The 17,914-nt window shown below is 39.8% G+C and carries 17 protein-coding genes; 1 reads left to right on the top strand and 16 read right to left on the bottom strand.

Features of this window, described 5'->3' with window-relative positions:
* Positions 1 to 18: 18 nt before the first annotated feature.
* From QM917_RS01355 to QM917_RS01335, 5 genes are all read right to left on the bottom strand, one after another.
* Positions 19 to 3,105, bottom strand: coding sequence for a DEAD/DEAH box helicase (locus QM917_RS01355; RefSeq protein WP_414284452.1), 3,087 nt, complete (start codon positions 3,103 to 3,105; stop codon positions 19 to 21).
* 91 nt (positions 3,106 to 3,196) lie between these two features.
* Complete coding sequence (locus QM917_RS01350; RefSeq protein WP_414284451.1) at positions 3,197 to 4,363, bottom strand: MalY/PatB family protein; 1,167 nt, start codon at positions 4,361 to 4,363, stop codon at positions 3,197 to 3,199.
* Between the two features lie 4 nt (positions 4,364 to 4,367).
* A complete protein-coding gene (locus tag QM917_RS01345; RefSeq protein ID WP_414284449.1) occupies positions 4,368 to 5,462 on the bottom strand; it encodes a cystathionine gamma-synthase in 1,095 nt (364 codons plus the stop codon).
* A 145-nt stretch (positions 5,463 to 5,607) separates the two neighbouring features.
* Entirely contained in the window at positions 5,608 to 7,566 is a 1,959-nt protein-coding gene (locus QM917_RS01340; RefSeq protein WP_311523110.1) for a peptide ABC transporter substrate-binding protein, read from the bottom strand.
* Positions 7,567 to 7,756: 190 nt separating this feature from the next.
* Positions 7,757 to 9,379 carry a putative polysaccharide biosynthesis protein gene (locus tag QM917_RS01335; RefSeq protein ID WP_414284447.1) on the bottom strand — a complete coding sequence of 541 codons (1,623 nt, stop codon included), beginning with the start codon at positions 9,377 to 9,379 and terminating at the stop codon, positions 7,757 to 7,759.
* Positions 9,380 to 9,484: 105 nt separating this feature from the next.
* On the opposite strand from QM917_RS01335, the gene QM917_RS01330 reads away from it, so the two are divergent.
* Complete coding sequence (locus tag QM917_RS01330) at positions 9,485 to 10,930, top strand: UDP-N-acetylmuramoyl-L-alanyl-D-glutamate--L-lysine ligase (protein WP_414284445.1); 1,446 nt, start codon at positions 9,485 to 9,487, stop codon at positions 10,928 to 10,930.
* 37 nt (positions 10,931 to 10,967) lie between these two features.
* Here QM917_RS01330 and QM917_RS01325 read toward each other — a convergent pair whose 3' ends face one another.
* The 11 genes from QM917_RS01325 to rpsF all read right to left on the bottom strand — a co-directional run bounded on the left by QM917_RS01325 (position 10,968) and on the right by rpsF (position 17,875).
* Positions 10,968 to 11,618 (bottom strand): DUF1803 domain-containing protein, encoded by a 651-nt coding sequence (locus tag QM917_RS01325; RefSeq protein WP_414284444.1) that lies wholly within the window; start codon positions 11,616 to 11,618, stop codon positions 10,968 to 10,970.
* Positions 11,602 to 12,114: a YiiX/YebB-like N1pC/P60 family cysteine hydrolase gene (locus QM917_RS01320; protein ID WP_049549351.1), complete on the bottom strand. Its 513-nt coding sequence runs from the start codon at positions 12,112 to 12,114 to the stop codon at positions 11,602 to 11,604. Before QM917_RS01320 ends, QM917_RS01325 begins: the two co-directional genes overlap by 17 nt.
* 63 nt (positions 12,115 to 12,177) lie before the next feature.
* Positions 12,178 to 13,113, bottom strand: a complete 936-nt coding sequence (locus tag QM917_RS01315; RefSeq protein ID WP_414284442.1) for a manganese-dependent inorganic pyrophosphatase — start codon at positions 13,111 to 13,113, stop codon at positions 12,178 to 12,180.
* Between the two features lie 84 nt (positions 13,114 to 13,197).
* Positions 13,198 to 13,482 carry a GIY-YIG nuclease family protein gene (locus QM917_RS01310; protein ID WP_049549353.1) on the bottom strand — a complete coding sequence of 95 codons (285 nt, stop codon included), beginning with the start codon at positions 13,480 to 13,482 and terminating at the stop codon, positions 13,198 to 13,200.
* Entirely contained in the window at positions 13,472 to 14,218 is a 747-nt protein-coding gene (locus QM917_RS01305; RefSeq protein ID WP_049549354.1) for a tRNA1(Val) (adenine(37)-N6)-methyltransferase, read from the bottom strand. Before QM917_RS01305 ends, QM917_RS01310 begins: the two co-directional genes overlap by 11 nt.
* Positions 14,219 to 14,267: 49 nt before the next feature.
* Positions 14,268 to 14,630, bottom strand: coding sequence for a S1 RNA-binding domain-containing protein (locus tag QM917_RS01300; RefSeq protein WP_060956020.1), 363 nt, complete (start codon positions 14,628 to 14,630; stop codon positions 14,268 to 14,270).
* Position 14,631: 1 nt separating this feature from the next.
* Complete coding sequence (locus tag QM917_RS01295) at positions 14,632 to 16,032, bottom strand: bifunctional Cof-type HAD-IIB family hydrolase/peptidylprolyl isomerase (protein WP_414284439.1); 1,401 nt, start codon at positions 16,030 to 16,032, stop codon at positions 14,632 to 14,634.
* Positions 16,033 to 16,112: 80 nt separating this feature from the next.
* Complete coding sequence (locus QM917_RS01290; RefSeq protein WP_414284438.1) at positions 16,113 to 16,616, bottom strand: GNAT family N-acetyltransferase; 504 nt, start codon at positions 16,614 to 16,616, stop codon at positions 16,113 to 16,115.
* Between the two features lie 215 nt (positions 16,617 to 16,831).
* Positions 16,832 to 17,071: a 30S ribosomal protein S18 gene (gene rpsR, locus QM917_RS01285; RefSeq protein ID WP_000068664.1), complete on the bottom strand. Its 240-nt coding sequence runs from the start codon at positions 17,069 to 17,071 to the stop codon at positions 16,832 to 16,834.
* 31 nt (positions 17,072 to 17,102) lie between these two features.
* On the bottom strand, positions 17,103 to 17,573 hold the full coding sequence (gene ssbA / locus QM917_RS01280) for a single-stranded DNA-binding protein SsbA (RefSeq protein WP_075229240.1): 471 nt from the start codon (positions 17,571 to 17,573) through the stop codon (positions 17,103 to 17,105).
* A gap of 11 nt (positions 17,574 to 17,584) precedes the next feature.
* Positions 17,585 to 17,875, bottom strand: a complete 291-nt coding sequence (gene rpsF / locus QM917_RS01275; RefSeq protein ID WP_075229241.1) for a 30S ribosomal protein S6 — start codon at positions 17,873 to 17,875, stop codon at positions 17,585 to 17,587.
* Positions 17,876 to 17,914: the final 39 nt, after the last annotated feature.

Raw genomic sequence — 17,914 nt, 5'->3', positions numbered from 1 at the left:
GATTTTTCAAGTATAGGCTCATGAAATCCCTAAAATTTCTCGTATTTCAGCTAGACTCAGACTGCCACGAGACTCTGTTCCATCCAAGATTTCAGAAACAAGATTTTTCTTTTTCTCTTGTAATTCTTGAATCTTTTCTTCAATTGTACCTCGAGTCACAAGGCGATAAACTTCAACAGCTTGCTCTTGCCCCATACGATGGGCGCGACCGATAGCCTGCGATTCAACTGCAGGATTCCACCATAAGTCTACTAGAATGACCGTATCGGCACCAGTGAGATTGAGACCGACCCCGCCAGCCTTTAGGGAAATTAAAAATACATCACGCTCTCCTTGGTTAAAGGCCTTGGTCATTTCCTGACGTTCTTGTGAAGGTGTTGAACCCGTAATTTTAAAGGAAGTCAAGCCTAAGTCAGGCAGCTCTTGCTCAATCCGATCCAGCATACCTCTAAATTGTGAGAAGATAAGTACACGGTGTCCACCTTCAGCAATCTGAACCAGCAAATCTCGTAAACTATCCAGCTTCCCGCTCTCTCCTTGGTAGTTCTCCATAAAGAGCGCAGGTGTATCACAAATCTGACGCAGACGCATGAGACCAGTCAAAATTTCGACGCGATTTCGTTGAAATTCCGAATCGCTTACCTGTCCCAGACGCTCCTGCATCTGTTGCAGCTGAGCAAGATAGATAGCTTTTTGTTGATCCTCCAGTTCATTCTTATAGACGACTTCAATCAAGTCAGGCAACTCTGTCAAAACCTCTTCTTTCTTGCGTCTCATGACAAAGGGTTTGATAAATTGAGCCACTCTTTCAGTTGATAGTTTCATAAACTCCTTCTTAGCAGGTAAGAGGCCTGGTAAGACAATCTGAAAAATCGACCAAAGCTCTCCTAGGTGGTTTTCAATTGGAGTTCCTGAGAGGGCAAAAACAGATGGAACTACAAACTGTCGCAAACTTTGTGCTATCTTGGTCTGTGCATTTTTCATGACTTGAGCTTCGTCTAAAAAGAGAAAATCAAAAGATAGGTCTTGATAAATCTCACTGTCCTGACGGAAAGTAGCATAGCTTGTGACATAAATCTGATGGTCTTCAGCCAAAATAGACTCTCGATGAGATTTCAAGCCATGCACTACCACAACATCCAAATCTGGAGCAAACTTTTGAAATTCATCAGCCCAGTTATAGATTAAGCCAGATGGAGCAAGGATTAGGACACTGGTATCTGCTTGAACCTGACTACTTAAAAAGGCAATGGTTTGCAAGGTCTTCCCAAGCCCCATATCATCTGCTAAAATACCGCCGAAGCCATAATGATGGAGCATCTGAAGCCACTGAATTCCCTTTTTCTGATAGTCTCTAAGTTCTGCTTGGATATTCAGTCCTTTCATCGGAAAATCTTCTGGATGTGTCAAATCATGGGCCAGATTGCGAAATTCTTCGGTGAAAGAAATTTGATCCTGGTCCTTAAATAGATGAGATAGGGTATAAGCTAGGGATTTACGAGCTCGAAAAGCTCCATCTTGTAGGTCCTCTATCCCTAATTCTTCTAAATCCTGACGGATACGCTTGGTCTGATCATCGAAATAGTAAACCTGATTCGAAGAGCTAATGTAATAATCTTGCTTCTCAACTAGCGCTTTCATCGCTCGATCGATTTCTTCTTGATCTATATCTTGAAAATCAAATTGAATTTCTAATAGGCTTCCCTTGAATGAGATGTGAACTTGAGGCTTCTGAACCTGATAAAGGTCTTGCAAGCTTTCAGAAATCTTTAATTCTCCAAGCGCTGCAAAGGCTGGCAAAACTTCCTGGAAGAAGATATGGACTGCATCAGCTTTCAAACTTTGACGCCATGAACAAAAATCTGCTTCAAAGCCAGCTGATAGAGCCAATTGAAAGATTTGCTTCTCCAGTTGAATATCACTAGCAAAAGGAAGACTCTCTAGTTCATTACGATTCCTTACTAAGCAAGTTTCATACTGAAACTGCATATCCAAACGAATAGAACCGTCCTCTTCTCCTTCCATGTAGAAAGAAGGACGGAAAGACTGAATTTGAAGCGTATCAGGAGCATTTACCTCTCCTATGTCTTTAAACTGCAACAAGGTCGAAGCTAAAAGATCTCGATCACTAGTATCAAATTGTAAAATCTTTCTACCACTTTTATCGATAGATACTTTTTTTAATTTTTCTATAAGTCTAGCTTGTTCTTTAGACAGAAGATAGAATGTACCTTTAGTAAACAAGACTTGTCCCTTATAAAACGAATTAAGTCCTACCTGTTGAACAATTTCCATCTCAAAATAGTTGGACTTTTCTTCAATTTGAAAGGTAAACAAACCTGCTTGACCATCAAAATCTTGAAATACAAGGTGGTGATAATTCGAAATCTGATGGTCAAATTGAAATGCATCTAAGCCCATCAGCAGACTAACACCCTGCTCAAAAAAAGACAGCGGGAAATAGAGATGACGACCTTGATTTTGGAAAAAGAGGGCATTTTCAGCCTCATCTTCTACAATCCCTTGAAGGAAATTTAGAACAAATTGGCTACTTTCATCAAACTGACGAATATTCAAGGAAGTTTCATATAACTTCCCAATCATATAGGGTTTGCTAGTTTCTAAAACCTTCAGAAAAAGGGGTATATCTCGGATTACATAAAATTTCTGCGTTTGGATAAGACCGACTCTCAAAGTCCAAATAATGCGATTAGTCCCTGCTTCAATCTGCCCCTGAGCAGACAACTGATAGATTTCAGAAAGACTAGGAATTTGAATGGATTCTAAAAACTTTCCTCCAAAAGTAACCTGAGTTTCAACTTCTTCTTTCTGTTCGTGCACATTTTCCAGATTTCCCAAGAGTTCCTGACCAATCGGATCATTTTTCAGGTAATGCTCTAGTGCTGCCAAATGCACACAAAAACCTCTTTTTTGGAAAAAATCACAAGTACAAAAAACCAAATCATCATCCAGGCTATAGCGAATTTCTTCATCTGCTACACGCGCATAGAGGCGATGGTCTTTCTCTTTGATAATTTCAATCTGACTAGTTTCGTAGAGTTGAGCTCCCTCCATTCGAAGCTTCCCTGGAATCAATTTAGCCATATTTTCCCCTTTACTTTATCTCTTAATTATACCACATTTCTTCTTACGAAAATAGCCTTCTCAGAAGAGTTCTCTTCTTGAAGGCTAATGTTTAAAATTTTGTAAATGCTGAGATGATTCGTTGGCAAACTTCTTCCAAGACAGATGTCGGCATGGCTACATTTAAGCGAGCATGTAGAGCTCCTTCTTCACCAAAATCTAAGCCTCTATTAAGGATAACCTTGGCTTCGTCTCTTAAGAGTCCTCTTAGTTCTTCATCTCTAATATCATAAGCCGAAAAATCAAGCCAAATGAGATAGGTCCCTTGAGGTTTCATGACCTTGATTTTAGTTTCTTTACCAAATAAATTCACTACATAGTTGATGTGTTCTTCGATGACTTCTTTGAGTTCTGCCAACCAATCCTCCCCATAGCGATAGGCAGTTTCTGTTGCTAAATATCCCAAACCTGAGATTTCATGTTGATTATTAGCCAGCTGGCGTTTTTGGAAAGCAAGTCTCAACTTAGGATTCTCGATAATAGCGTAAGAATTCTTCGTCCCAGCAATGTTGAAGGTCTTAGTTGCACTACTTAAAATCAGTGAAAATTCTTTAAAATCTTCATTTACAGTATTGAATGACTGGTGTTTATTTCCAAACAAGGCTAAATCTTGGTGAATCTCATCAGATACCAGCAAGACTCCATGTTTTTGACACAGTTGTCCAATCTTCTCTAAGACTTCCTTTTCCCAAACGCGTCCACCAGGATTATGAGGATTACAGAGAATGTAGAGTTTCACATCTTCTTCGACAAAGGCTTTCTCCAATTGATCAAAGTCAATCTCAAAAAGTCCATCTTTTTCTACTAGAGAGTTGGTGATTAGTCTACGATTATTGAGCTTAATACTTCGAGCAAAAGGTGGATATACCGGTGTGTTAATGAGCACTGCTTGGCCTTCTTTGGTAAAGGCTTGAATGGCTGTTGAAATAGCTGGCACTACCCCTTCGATAAAGACTAGAGCATCCTTATCAAAGCGATAACCATGATGTTTTTCCTCCCAGTTTTGAACAGTTTCAATCAATCCATCACTAGCATAGGTATAACCATAGACTAATTGCTCAGCATAGTCATGGACAGTCTGACGAATCTCAGGTAAGACTTCAAAGTCCATATCAGCAATCCAGGCTGGTAATACTTCTCGGTCAGTCTCTGCTTCTTTCCATTTGTAGGTATGATGTCCAAAACGATTGGGCAAGGTCGTAAAATCATATTTTCCCATAGTCTTATCCTTCCAAGGCTTGACGCAAGTCTTCAATCAAATCTCTGGCATCCTCAATACCAATAGACAAGCGCAAGAGATCATCAGTCAGTCCATAAGAATGACGAACCTCTGCAGGAATGTCTGCATGGGTTTGAGTAGTTGGGTAGGTAATCAGACTTTCTACACCACCTAGGCTTTCAGCGAAAGAGAATACTTTCAAGGTATTTAAGATATGAGGAATACGTTTCTCATCTGCTACTTTAAAGGAAATCATTCCTCCACGACCTGTATACAAAACTTCTTTGACAGCAGGTGATTGTTCCAAAAAGGCTACGATTTCTTGAGCATTAGCAGTCGAGCGCTCCATGCGAAGTGACAAGGTCTTAAGACCACGAATCAACTGATAGCTATCAAATGGTGACAAAACAGCCCCTGTCGTGTTGAGATTGTAAAAGAGTTTTTCGTATAGATCCGCACTATCTGTCACAACTACACCAGCTAAAACATCATTATGACCTGCAAGGTATTTTGTCGCTGAATGAAGGACAATATCTACCCCGTCTTCAATCGGACGTTGGTAAATCGGGCTATAGAAGGTATTATCAACGACAACTTTAGCACCTTTTGCATGAGCTAATGTTGACAATTTTTCAATATCAAATTCCAACATCAAAGGGTTGGTTGGCGTTTCGATATAGAGTACATCCACATCCTTTTCTAGCTCGGCAATCAACTCTTCTTCTGTATTGGCATAGGTAAAGCGGAAACGTCCTTCCTGCTCCACTTGATTGAACCAACGGAAAGAACCACCGTAAAGGTCACGGACAGCCAAAACCTTACTTCCTACTGGAAAAATGCTAAAGGCCAACACAATCGCAGACATACCTGAACTAGTTGCTAGAGCATAGTGGGCTGATTCAATAGCTGCCAAGACTTCCTCTGCCTTGCTACGAGTTGGGTTTTTAGTGCGAGTATAGTCAAATCCAGTTGATTGACCAAATTCTGGGTGCTGATAAGTCGTTGAAAAGTGAATAGGTGTAACCAAAGCACCTGTTGCTTCATCAGACTTGATCCCTGCTTGTGCTAAAATTGTGTTGATGTGAAATGATTTACTCATACAATACCTCCAAATCTATAGTAACTATTGTACCACTTATTTTGTATCCTTCGTTTTCTTGTTTTCAAGAGCTAGTTATAGTTTCAAACTATACAAAAACGATAGCTTCCTGAGAAACTATCGTTTTTCCTGTTGCACTGACTGATTATTTAACGTGTTTAGCTAATTCTTCTTGGGCTTTTTTGTTAGATTCTTCTTTTTCTTTTAGCCATTTTTCTTTAGCTTTTTCATACTCATCAGCCGTTACAGTCTTATCTTGCAACTTGAGATATTTGTATGATTCGACACCCTTATTTCCTGCTTGTGAGAATGGCGATGAGAATGGAACTGTCTTTCTCAAAGTCGGTGTTCCACCAAGAGAAACGTTTGGAATTGCAAGAGCGCTATCAACGAGCCAAGCTTGAACTTCAGCATATTTTTCATAACGTTTTGCTGGTTCTTGCTCCTTGTTCGCTTCTTCTAGCATTTGAGTGTAAGTATCGAGTCCAACTGCCTTAGCCTTGTCATTTACCTCACCTGGTTCTAGACCAATGTTTTGCAACATACCCCCATTATTAACATTTAGGATATCAAGATAACTTGATGGATCCAAGTAGTCAGCACTCCAACCACCATTATAAATATCAAAATCCTTTTGAGCTGCGGTTTGAGCTAGGTAGCTAGAATTATCGTAGTCATCTGTTGATAGCTGTTGGATATCGATAACCACATTCTCAGCTCCTAGAACAGATTCGATGGATTGTTTCAAAGAGCTTGCTTCAAGTACACCTTTTTTAGCTGATTGGTCAACTGATACATCCAAGTGGATTGGGAATTGCACACCCTTAGCTTCCAATTCTTTCTTGGCTTCCGCAAATTTAGCCTTAGCTTTATCAGGATTGTAGTATGGGTCTTGTGCATCTGCAAAGTTGATTCCTTGCCATTCTTGGCCATAGTTGACCATCTTTTCTGAAACAACATCGCCAAAGTCTTTTCCGTTGATACTTACAAATGTTGGAGGTACAACTAGGTTACGAATAATCTTCGTTGCTCCGTCTTCCCCTTGAGATTGAGCTCCATAGGCTGTACGGTTATAAGCATAGTTGAAGGCTTGACGGAAGTTTTTATTCAGAACTGCTTCTTGAGTTGATTTCTTTTCGATATCTGAGGATTTAGACGTGAAGTTATAAGATTTTCTGTCCAAGTTGAAGTTCAAGTAATAAGAAGTTGCGGTTTGCATACTATAAATGATGTTATCTTTGTTCTTCTCTTTAATTCCTTCAAAGCTTGAGCTATTTGGATAGAGACGTGCGTAGCTGTAGACTCCTTCTACAAAGTTACGAGCTAGTGCATCTTGGTCACTACCATCATAATAGGCCAATTTCACATCATCTACAAAGACATTTTTTTCATCCCAGTAGTTCGGATTTTTCTTGAATTCGATGACAGATTTTGAAACAAAGGATTTCATCAAGAAAGGTCCATTGTACAAAATGCTAGAAGGGTCTACCTTACCAAAGTCATCCCCTTTTGATTTCAGGAAGTCTGCATTGACAGGGAAGAGAATGGTTGATGTTGTTTTAGAATTCCAATAAGATTCTGGTCGTGTCAAAGTGTACTGAACTGTTTGGTCGTCAATCGCCTTAACACCGACAGTTGAAAAGTCAGTTGTTTTACCGTTGATATAGTCATCCAACCCTGCTACAGAATCTTGAACCAGGTACAAAGCTTCGGATTTTTTATCAGCAGCATATTTCAAACCAGTTACAAAATCTTGGGCAGTTACTGGAGCATATTCTTCACCTTCAGAGGTATACCACTTAGCATCTTTACGAAGTTTATAAGTGTATGTCAAACCGTCCTGAGAAACAGTCCAATCCTCTGCTAAGGATGGAACGTAGTTACCGTATTGGTCATTTTCCATCAACCCATCTACCAAATTGGTAACGATGTCATTGGTTGTTGCACGGTTTTCTGCAAGATAGTTCAAACTAGACGGATCGCTACTGTATACATAGTTGTATGTTTTAGTTGAACTAGCTGAGTTGCTACAAGCCGCCAATAGTAGACCGGCACTTAGGGCAAGGCCTGCCAGCGTCAGATATTTTGCCTTAGACTTTTTCATTTCCAGAACCTCCAAATTTAAATATTTGTATCATTATACAGCTATTGTTTTTTTTAGTCAAGCGATTATAGACATAAATTAATCTTTTTTCTACAATTTTTATTTTTTTCTCTCTTTTTTAAATAAAAAATGAACAATTTAAACTTTTTTAGAGTTGAAAGTTCAAATTGTTCATTTTATTTATAAACTATTATGATATTTTCAAGCGTTCTCGCAACTGGTCCGCTTTTGCCTGTCCAATAACCTTATCCAAGAGACGAGTATAGAGACACATGACTCCGTAGAGACCACCACCGATTGTTCCGATTAGAAGAACGTAAAGGAAACTCCAGAAACGACCTGATGGTTGGAAGACAAAGCCAATCATCCATTGTAAGAAGCCTACCAGAATAAACATGACTAAAGTCAAAATAGTAACTAAGATTGTTCGCTTCAGAATAATCTTTCGACGTGCACCTGTCACCTCACAGATATCTCGGTACATCAAGACATTTGGAATGATGAGACCAATTGTCGTTGAAATTAAAGGACCATAACTATGGAAAATCGCTATCGATGGTAATTGTAAAACAATCTTAGCAATTGAGCCATAAACAAAATACAAGACTGCTTTACGGTTACGGAACATAGCTTGAAGCATAGGGGACAAGACCATGTACAAACCAAGAATGGTTGACTGTAAAACTGCAAAGACAAACAAGCCCATAGCCAAACTATCTGGCTTACCGTAAAAGACTGTATAGAGAGGTTCTCCAACCATGACTACTCCAACAGTTGCTGGAAGTAAGAATAAGAAGAGCATGGTGATACTATCTTGCACCAACCGAGCAGCTGCCTGCAAATCACCCTTAACATAGTTCTCAGTTAAAAGTGGTAATCCTACACTACCGATCGAAACTCCAACCGAAATCAAAATCATAGTAATTTTATTAGGATTGGCAGAGAAATAAGAAAACATGACAATTAAGTCTTCATTACTATAGTTGGTAAACCACTTCATGCTATTGATAAAGGTATTTTGGTCCAAGATTTGGAAAAGCTGAATAGCCGAACCAGTCAAGATAAAAGGAATAGCTTCCTTAATGGTATCAATCAAGAGACCTTTACTATCAATCTTATCTCGAGTTTCAAAAACTTTTTGAAGCATTCCTTCTTTGTATAGGAAATAGATCAAGACTGCAAAACTAGCTACCATTCCCACAAAGGCCGCAAAGGTAGACTGGGTAACTGCTGATATATAATCTTTTGAACCCAGCTTCATGATGATAAAGGTTGCTAAGAGCATCCAGATAACACGAATGACCTGTTCAGCGATTTGGCTCATGGCATAAGGCTTAAGATTATTCATCCCTTGGAAAAATCCACGAATCACACTCATGGATGGGAAAATCAAGACCGCCCAAGCTAGACTTTGCATAATGGGGATGAGCTCCTTACCAACACCCGAAAGGTCTGCTAACCAAGGGGCAAAGAGATACAAGATTAAAGCAAAGATCACACCAAGTCCTGTCATAAAGCCTAGGAAACTCCGAATCAGGGCAAAACTATGTTCTTCCTCATGCATGGTATTATACTTGGCAACTTGCTTTGCGACTGCCACAGGGATACCTGCTGTCGAAATCAACAAGAACCAAGCGTAGATATTGTAACCCATAGTGAAGAGTCCATTGGCCTTAGCGGCATAAGTCCCCATCCAGATATACCAGGGAATGATGTAAATGGCCCCGAGCAGGCGACTGATAAAGTTACTAGCCGTTAGCCAGGCAGTCCCTCGTAACATCTGGGCCTGCTGATGATTATTTTCGTTAGACATAACTTCCTCATTCATTTTTAATAACTAGGAAATGTTCCTTATCTTCCATTATAAACTTTTCCTTGTTACTTGTAAAATTCAGACTTTCGGTTTACAATAGAAAGTATGATAAAGATTGAAACTATATTAGATATTTTAAAGAAAGACGATCTCTTCCGTGAGATTATTGACCAAGGACATTACCATTATTATTATAGTGATGTCGTTTTTGATAGCATCTGCTATGATAGCCGAAAAGCAAAAGAAAATAGTCTCTTTTTTGTCAAAGGAGCAGCCTTCAAAAAAGAATTTCTACTTTCGGCAATTGAACAAGGACTTGCTTGGTATGTAGCAGAACAAGACTATGAAGTAGGTATCCCTGTTATTGTCGTTAGCGATATCAAGAAAGCCATGAGTTTGATTGCCATGGAGTTTTATGGCAACCCTCAGAAGAAATTAAAATTACTTGCTTTCACTGGTACTAAAGGAAAAACAACCGCAGCTTACTTCGCCTACAACATCTTAAGTCAACAACATCGTCCAGCTATGTTATCAACCATGAATACGACCTTGGACGGCAAGACTTTCTTTAAATCTGCCCTGACTACTCCTGAGAGTATCGACCTCTTTGACATGATGGCCCAGGCTGTTGATAATGGAAGAACTCACCTTATCATGGAAGTATCCAGTCAAGCCTACTTGGTTAAACGAGTCTACGGACTGACCTTTGATGTCGGTGTCTTCCTCAACATTAGTCCTGACCATATTGGTCCTATTGAGCATCCAACCTTTGAAGACTACTTCTACCACAAACGTCTCTTGATGAAAAATAGCCGAGCAGTTGTCATTAATAGCGATATGGACCACTTCTCTGTCTTAAAAGAGCAAGTTGAGAACCAAGAGCACGACTTCTACGGTAGCCAATCAAGTAACCAAATTGAAAACTCCAAAGCCTTTAGCTTCTCAGCTACTGGTAAATTAGCAGGAGACTATGATATCCAGTTGATTGGACATTTCAACCAAGAAAACGCAGTCGCTGCTGGACTTGCCTGCCTTCGTTTAGGTGCTAGTTTGGAAGACATCAAAAAAGGGATTGCTACTACTCGCGTCCCTGGCCGTATGGAAGTTCTCACTCAGAAAAATGGCGCAAAAGTGTTCATTGACTACGCCCATAATGGTGATAGCTTGAAGAAATTGATCTCAGTCGTTGAAACACATCAGACTGGAAAGATTGCTCTAGTACTTGGTTCAACTGGAAACAAGGGAGAAAGCCGTCGCAAGGACTTTGGACTTCTCCTCAATCAACACCCCGAAATTCAAGTATTTCTAACAGCTGATGATCCAAACTACGAAGATCCTCTATCAATTGCTGATGAGATTAGTAGCTATATCAGCCATCCCGTTGAAAAAATTGCAGATCGTGAACAAGCCATCAAGGCTGCTATGGCTGTTACAAGTCAAGAACTGGACGCTGTGATTATCGCTGGTAAAGGAGCTGACTGCTATCAAATCATCCAAGGTAAGAAGGAAGACTATCCTGGAGATGCAGCAATCGCAGAACGTTATCTATAAGAACTTAAAGAAGGCTAGGAAATTTCCTAGCCTTCTTCTATTTTTTTATAAAGATGAATCTTTCTTTATCAAATTCTACAGCCAACTCATATTTCCCATCTTCATTTTGAATGATGTAGCCCAATAAGACTAAACTATCAACAAAGATATCTCGACGTTTCTGCATAAGCTGGTCTTTTTTGAGAAATTTGAGCAAGAAGGTTGTTATATATTTGAGAGCATACTCAGGATTGACATCACCCAAAACAGCATAAAGAGCCTGCTGTTTTTCTGTCAAAGGATACTGGTGCTTAACCTTATAAAAATAATTAGACAAGGTCATCTTTTCCCTAGCAAAATCCGTATACTCTTCTAGGATTGCTGCATTGGTTTGATTGCGTAATTCCGTCTGAAAATATTTCTCCAGGATTTCTTGATAGATTGGACTATCATCTCTCACAAAGACTTCTAGGTCTAGTTCAAGAGATTCTGTAGATTCTAGAAATGGGAGATTGAGATAATAGCGTTTGTTTTCTCTCAAAATCAAACCCGCTTTAATATATTCCTCCAAATACTTATCAACTGCAACTTCTGGAAAATGTGACTTAATCTCTCGCAAAATAACTTCATCATGCTGATCAAGATAGTCTACCAAATCTCTAAAGAATGGTTGTCGCGTCAAACGTGATGGATTAAAAATCTGAATCATGAAGATTCCTTTCTTTACAAACTAAAAGTGGTGATGTTGCTAATTGACTCGGGTTAGTGCCAGGCTGATTCAGAGGTACAGGAAGCCCCAAATCTCGATAATATTCTCTCCAGAAATCACTGATTTCCTGTGTATTATCCCCAAACTTCATGGGAATGGTCTCAAAAATAGGAAGAATGTCTGCGATATATTGGGAACAATAGAAACCCTCCCCATCAGGATAAAAAGAAAAATTATAAGGAGCTCCTAGGTGTTGGTCTGCTCTTTTCTTTACCTTTTGAATATCTATCTGTGGATAACTATAGATATCATACAGACAATCTGATTCGAAGAAATCTCTTGGTTCCTGACAAACAACACCAGCTTTCCCACTAGCATGATAAACCTGTCCGTCCAAAAAGATGGCCACATGGCTATAGTGACCAGTAGATTCCTGGATTGCCTGTCCTATATCCGAATCATCTTTCGCAAAAATCAAATCGCCATTTTCTAACATACTTCTCTCCTAGCAAAAAAGGAGCCGAAACTCCTTTTTAACAATGGGTTTCCCCATCTATCATTATGCATTAAAGCTTTCTGTCAATTGAGGTACAACTTGTTTCTTACGTGAAACAGCACCTGGAAGGAAAGCATGGTTGTTTTCAAGTTTGAAGTTAAAGGCTGCTTCTACCTTGTCCATATTTGCACCAAGTGCAAGAATTTCTGAGTTTGAGTTGACGATGTCTGTAATCATCAAGACAAAGTCAGAGTAGCCGTTTGCTGCGTTTGTGGCCTGGATAGCTGCTTCGATTTCAGCTTGGCGTTCCAATACTTCAGCAATATCAACTGTATTCACTTGGGCAACACGTACGTTGTTACCGTTCAATTCAAAAGTCTTTGCATCGATGTCAATCAATTCTTCTGCTGACTTGCTTGCCAAGTTTGTACCAGCCTTGAGCATTGCAAGACCGTATTCTTCCAAGTTCACACCAGCCAATTCAGCCAATTCTGGAGCAATGACTTTATCTGTTGGGTGTGTTGTTGGTGATTTCAAAAGAAGAGTATCTGAAATCAAACCTGAAAGCATCAAACCTGCAATTTCTTTTGGCACAGCTACACCATGTTCTTTGAACATGCGGTAAACGATAGAAGATGCTGATCCAACAGGCTCCAAACGCATGTAGAGTGGGCTTGCAGTTTCAAAATTAGCCACACGGTGGTGATCCACCACACCATAAACTTCAACTTCAGCAATATCTGAAACCGATTGTTGGAATTCATTGTGGTCAGTCAAGATAACTTGTTCTGCACCTTCCGCTTTAGCAGATGTGATCACGCGTGGTGCTTCCACACCAAAATAGTTCAAGACGAAAGCTGTTTCTTCATTTGGAGTTCCAAGAGCCACCGCTTCTGTATCCAAACCATAAGCTTCTTTTGCAAGATAAGCAAAGGCTACTGATGAACCAATAGCATCTGAGTCTGGATTTTGGTGACCAAATACTAGAATCTTAGACATGATAATACCTCGTTTCTTTATTCACTCTATTGTAGCATTTTTTTCAATTTTTGACAAAAGTAAGAGGAGTCAAAGAACTCCTCACTAGATCTCGAAAATATTGGCTAAATTCCTATCTTGATTGTCATTTAGATAGCTTACTTTCTGCAGACGTGTCTTGCGTTTAAAAAGAGCTTCGGCTGACATGGCTTCTTCTTTACTATCGAAACCTTCTACATAGATAAGTTTTACTGGCAACCGAGCTCGTGTGTACTTAGCTCCCTTACCACTATTGTGAACGGCGATTCTTTTTTTGACATCCGTTGTATAGCCAGTATAGTAGGAACTATCCCGACACTCAACCACGTACATATAGGCCTTATGAACCATAATAGATCTCTTGAATTTCTGGTGTATAAGTGCCATCACTATTATGAACAATAAGTGGTGGTAAAACCTTAAAACCACTAGTGGAGCCGTCCTTGATAGCCTCGATCAAAAGCATATTGGCTTCTTTCTCCCGTTTAGGGTAAACAAATTGCAGACGCTTTGGAGCCAAATTGTGTTGTTGAAGCGTTTCTAAAATATCTAACAATCGATCAGGACGATGGACCATGGCTAAACGCCCATTGGATTTGAGAATACTTTGGGCACTACGGCAGATTTCCTTAAGATTGGTCGTAATTTCGTGCCGAGCCAACAAATAGTGCTCACTCTCGTTCAGATTAGAATTTGGGTCCACCTTAAAATAGGGAGGGTTGCATAAAATCAAATCAACCTTACTCCCCTGAATGTAAGCAGGCATATTTTTCAAATCATCACAAATGACCTGCATCTGTTCTTCCAAGCCATTTAATCGGACTGACCGGTCTGCCATATCCGCCAATCGTTCCTGGATTTCAACAGACAGAATTTTCGCCTTAGTACGACTACTGGCAAAAAGTCCAACAGCTCCATTACCCGCACAAAAATCCACTATCAAGCCATTTTTAGGAAAGCGAGGAAAGCGTGACAAAAGTACACTATCCACCGAATAGCTGAAAACCTCTCTATTTTGAATAATCTTGATATCTGTAGAAAAGAGCTGATTGATTCTCTCTCCTGATTTTAATAATTCTTCTACCATACTTCTATTATAACAAACTATATTAATATTTCAAGAGAGAAAAAATCAATTAAGACTTTTTCTTATTTAGATTAGAGATAGCTTCCTTGGTCCAGATAGGCATCATGCGAGCCAAAGGAGCAAATCCGTATTTGACACGGTCACTTGAAAAACGTCTCCGTCTCGGTAATTGATGTTTCTCTTCTTCCAAAGTCCGAATAGAAAGACTTGCTTTCCCTGTATACTCGTCCAAATCGACAACCTGGACTTGAACTTCTTCACCGATTTTCAGTATATCATAGATATTCTCAATAAATCCTGTACGAATTTCAGAAATATGAATCAAGCCTGTGATACCAGTCTCTAACTCCACAAAGGCTCCATAAGACTGAATCCCTGTAATTCGCCCTGTTAGCTTATCACCTATTTTCATCCTAGTCCTCGATTTCAATCGTTTCGATAACGACATCTTCAACTGGCTTGTCCATTGCACCTGTTTCTACACCTGCAATTGTATCCAGAACTTCATAAGAAGCTTCATCCGCAAGTTGACCGAATACAGTATGACGACGGTCTAGATGAGGAGTTCCACCTTGTTCTGCATAAATCTCCGCAATTGGCTCTGGCCAACCACCACGAGCAATTTCTTTCTTAGAATATGGCAAGTGTTGATTCTGCACGATAAAGAACTGGCTACCGTTGGTATTTGGTCCAGCATTGGCCATAGAAAGGGCTCCACGGATATTGTAAAGTTCTTCTGAAAATTCGTCTTCAAATGACTCACCATAGATAGATTCGCCACCCATACCAGTACCAGTTGGATCTCCACCTTGAATCATAAAGTCCTTGATAATACGATGGAAAATCACACCATCATAGTAACCGTCTTTAGACAGAGCAATAAAGTTGGCAACTGTTTTTGGTGCATGCTCAGGGAAAAGCTTAATACGCAACTCTCCATGATTGGTCTTAATGGTCGCAAGAGGACCTTCTACTGTTTCAATGTCTACCTGTGGGAAATGCAATTCTTTTTCTACCATACCAAATCCTTCTAAAGCATCAAAAATGCCATCTTCTTCTAATGTTTTTGTAATATAATCTGCTTTTTCTTTGATTTTATCATGAGCAATTCCCATGGCAACGCTGATTCCAGCATAATCAAAGAGTTCCAAGTCGTTGAGCCCATCTCCAAAAACCATGACGTTCTCTGGTTTCAAACCTAGGTGTTCCACAACCTTTTCCACCCCCGTCGCTTTGGAGCCTGAAATCGGCACAATATCAGACGAATGTTGATGCCAGCGTACCATACGCAAAGTCGATGCTAAACTTTCAGGCAAAGTCAGGTCATCTCCCTGATCCTCAAAAGTCCACATCTGATAGATGTCTTCTTTTTTATAAAAATCAGGATCAACATCCAAGTCAGGATAAATTGGATCAATGGCCTCACTAATCAACTCAGTTCTAGTGGAGAGTTTAGCAGTATGACTACCAACTAAACCATAGTCAATCCCCACTTCCTTAGTCCAAGCAATATAGCTTTCAACCTTATCTTTAGAGATTTTTTTACTATCAATCACATTACCTTTTTTATCCTCAATATAGGCACCATTCAGAGTAACAAAAAAGTCAGGTTTAAGTTCGCAAATATCTGGCACGACACCGAAAATCCCACGACCAGTCGCAATCCCAGTCAAAATACCTTTTTCACGTAATTGTTGAAATACTGTTGGAATTGAGGTTGGGATAAAACCAGTCTTTGAGTTTCGCAAAGTATCATCAATATCAAAAAAAACAATCTTTATCTTTTTTGCCTTATATCTTAATTTCGCATCCATCTCATTACCTCCTTCAATTCACTCTTTCCATTATACCATAAAGTAGAGAAATCCCACATCCCCAATAAAATCCTTGTCTCTTATCCGAATTCCTTTACTAGATACAAAACCAAATCATCATTATTTTGGCTAGTTGCATTCATTTCCAAGGGTTGATTTTGATACCAGACACCTGTCCCATCTGGAATGTAGCCCCGTCTGATATACAATCTCTGGGCAGGGCCATAGCCTAAGTGCAAACCTACACCAAGAGTGACCTTACTCGAAACAAACTTGACCCGTTTTTCTGCTTCTTCTAGCAGTTGATTCCCAATCCCTTGATTTCGAAAAGGCTCAAACACATTAAAATCTGATAATTCTGGATAGACTTCTGCAAAAGGACCATGTTTAGCAGAGGGCAAAATGGTAACGTAGCCCGCTACAGCACCATCAATCTCTGCAACTAAGACTTCTCTCTCCCCACTTTCCTGTTCCAGAAAATATCTAGCCAAAATTTCCTCTCTACCAGGCCAACCTTGATTCATAAATCCATGAGATAAGGATTCAATATCAGACTTAATCATATTTCTAATCGTACAATTCATCTTTGACTTACCCACCTTTACTCTTTCTATTACCATTATAGCATGCCAAGGTCAGACTATCTCGTGAAAAAAGACCCAACCGGGTCTTAATTCGCTTTCTTATTTCCGAGCTCATGAAAAAGAGGGCCACTGAACCCCAACTCGCTCTCTAATTTCAAAGCTCGTGAAAAAAAGACCCAACTGGGTCTGAAAAAGAGGTCCCCCGGACCTCTTTTTTAATCTTCGTTTACGAAAGGCATCAAAGCCATTACGCGAGCGCGTTTGATAGCTGTTGTTACTTTACGTTGGTTCTTCGCTGAAGTTCCTGTTACACGACGAGGAAGGATTTTCCCACGTTCTGAAACGAAACGGCTAAGAAGCTCAGTATCTTTGTAATCAACATATTCAATTTTGTTTGCTGCGATGTAATCAACTTTTTTACGGCGTTTGAATCCGCCACGACGTTGTTGAGCCATGTTTTTTCTCCTTTATAGTATTAATTGTCCATTAGAATGGTAAATCATCATCTGAAATATCCAAAGGATTAGTTGCTCCGAATGGATTTTCATCACGTGAAAAGTCAGGTACTGATTGTGTAGGTGCTGTGTAGTTTGAACTTGGTGCAGAATAAGCTCCACCTGTATGTCCTTCACGCACACTACGGCTTTCCAACATTTGGAAATTCTCAGCCACGACTTCTGTTACGTAGACACGTTGTCCTTGCTGGTTATCGTAACTACGAGTCTGGATACGACCTGTCACCCCGATAAGCGAGCCTTTTTTAGCCCAGTTAGCGAGATTTTCAGCCTGTTGGCGCCACATAACGACATTGATAAAATCAGCCTCGCGTTCGCCATTTTGACTCTTAAATGTACGGTTTACTGCAAGAGTAAAAGTCGCAACTGCTACATTTGATGGGGTATAACGCAACTCAGCGTCACGAGTCATACGCCCTACAAGTACAACATTGTTAATCATAATCTACCTTCTTACGCGTCAAGTTTGACGATCATGTGACGAAGAATGTCAGCGTTGATTTTTGAAAGACGGTCAAACTCTTTAAGAGCTGCGTCGTCGTTTGCTTCAACGTTAACGATGTGGTAAAGTCCTTCACGGAAATCTTTGATTTCGTATGCAAGACGACGTTTTTCCCATGTTTTTGATTCAACAACAGTTGCACCGTTGTCAGTCAAGATAGAGTCAAAACGTGCTACCAAAGCGTTTTTCGCTTCTTCTTCAATGTTTGGACGAATGATATAAAGAATTTCGTATTTAGCCATTGATATGTTCCTCCTTTTGGTCTAATGACCCCAAGACAT

This window comes from Streptococcus infantis (assembly GCF_047460685.1).
In the GTDB taxonomy this organism is placed as follows: Bacteria; Bacillota; Bacilli; order Lactobacillales; family Streptococcaceae; genus Streptococcus; species Streptococcus infantis_AD.
This window is presented reverse-complemented; position numbering and strand designations above follow the sequence as displayed.

Bases quoted from the DNA above. Each gene is read 5' to 3' on its own strand.
- QM917_RS01355 (WP_414284452.1), bottom strand. From the start codon at position 3,105: ATGGCTAAATTGATTCCAGGGAAGCTTCGAATGGAGGGAGCTCAACTC.
- QM917_RS01350 (WP_414284451.1), bottom strand. From the start codon at position 4,363: ATGGGAAAATATGATTTTACGACCTTGCCCAATCGTTTTGGACATCAT.
- QM917_RS01345 (WP_414284449.1), bottom strand. From the start codon at position 5,462: ATGAGTAAATCATTTCACATCAACACAATTTTAGCACAAGCAGGGATC.
- QM917_RS01340 (WP_311523110.1), bottom strand. From the start codon at position 7,566: ATGAAAAAGTCTAAGGCAAAATATCTGACGCTGGCAGGCCTTGCCCTA.
- QM917_RS01335 (WP_414284447.1), bottom strand. From the start codon at position 9,379: ATGTCTAACGAAAATAATCATCAGCAGGCCCAGATGTTACGAGGGACT.
- QM917_RS01330 (WP_414284445.1), top strand. From the start codon at position 9,485: ATGATAAAGATTGAAACTATATTAGATATTTTAAAGAAAGACGATCTC.
- QM917_RS01325 (WP_414284444.1), bottom strand. From the start codon at position 11,618: ATGATTCAGATTTTTAATCCATCACGTTTGACGCGACAACCATTCTTT.
- QM917_RS01320 (WP_049549351.1), bottom strand. From the start codon at position 12,114: ATGTTAGAAAATGGCGATTTGATTTTTGCGAAAGATGATTCGGATATA.
- QM917_RS01315 (WP_414284442.1), bottom strand. From the start codon at position 13,113: ATGTCTAAGATTCTAGTATTTGGTCACCAAAATCCAGACTCAGATGCT.
- QM917_RS01310 (WP_049549353.1), bottom strand. From the start codon at position 13,482: ATGGTTCATAAGGCCTATATGTACGTGGTTGAGTGTCGGGATAGTTCC.
- QM917_RS01305 (WP_049549354.1), bottom strand. From the start codon at position 14,218: ATGGTAGAAGAATTATTAAAATCAGGAGAGAGAATCAATCAGCTCTTT.
- QM917_RS01300 (WP_060956020.1), bottom strand. From the start codon at position 14,630: ATGAAAATAGGTGATAAGCTAACAGGGCGAATTACAGGGATTCAGTCT.
- QM917_RS01295 (WP_414284439.1), bottom strand. From the start codon at position 16,032: ATGGATGCGAAATTAAGATATAAGGCAAAAAAGATAAAGATTGTTTTT.
- QM917_RS01290 (WP_414284438.1), bottom strand. From the start codon at position 16,616: ATGAATTGTACGATTAGAAATATGATTAAGTCTGATATTGAATCCTTA.
- rpsR (WP_000068664.1), bottom strand. From the start codon at position 17,071: ATGGCTCAACAACGTCGTGGCGGATTCAAACGCCGTAAAAAAGTTGAT.
- ssbA (WP_075229240.1), bottom strand. From the start codon at position 17,573: ATGATTAACAATGTTGTACTTGTAGGGCGTATGACTCGTGACGCTGAG.
- rpsF (WP_075229241.1), bottom strand. From the start codon at position 17,875: ATGGCTAAATACGAAATTCTTTATATCATTCGTCCAAACATTGAAGAA.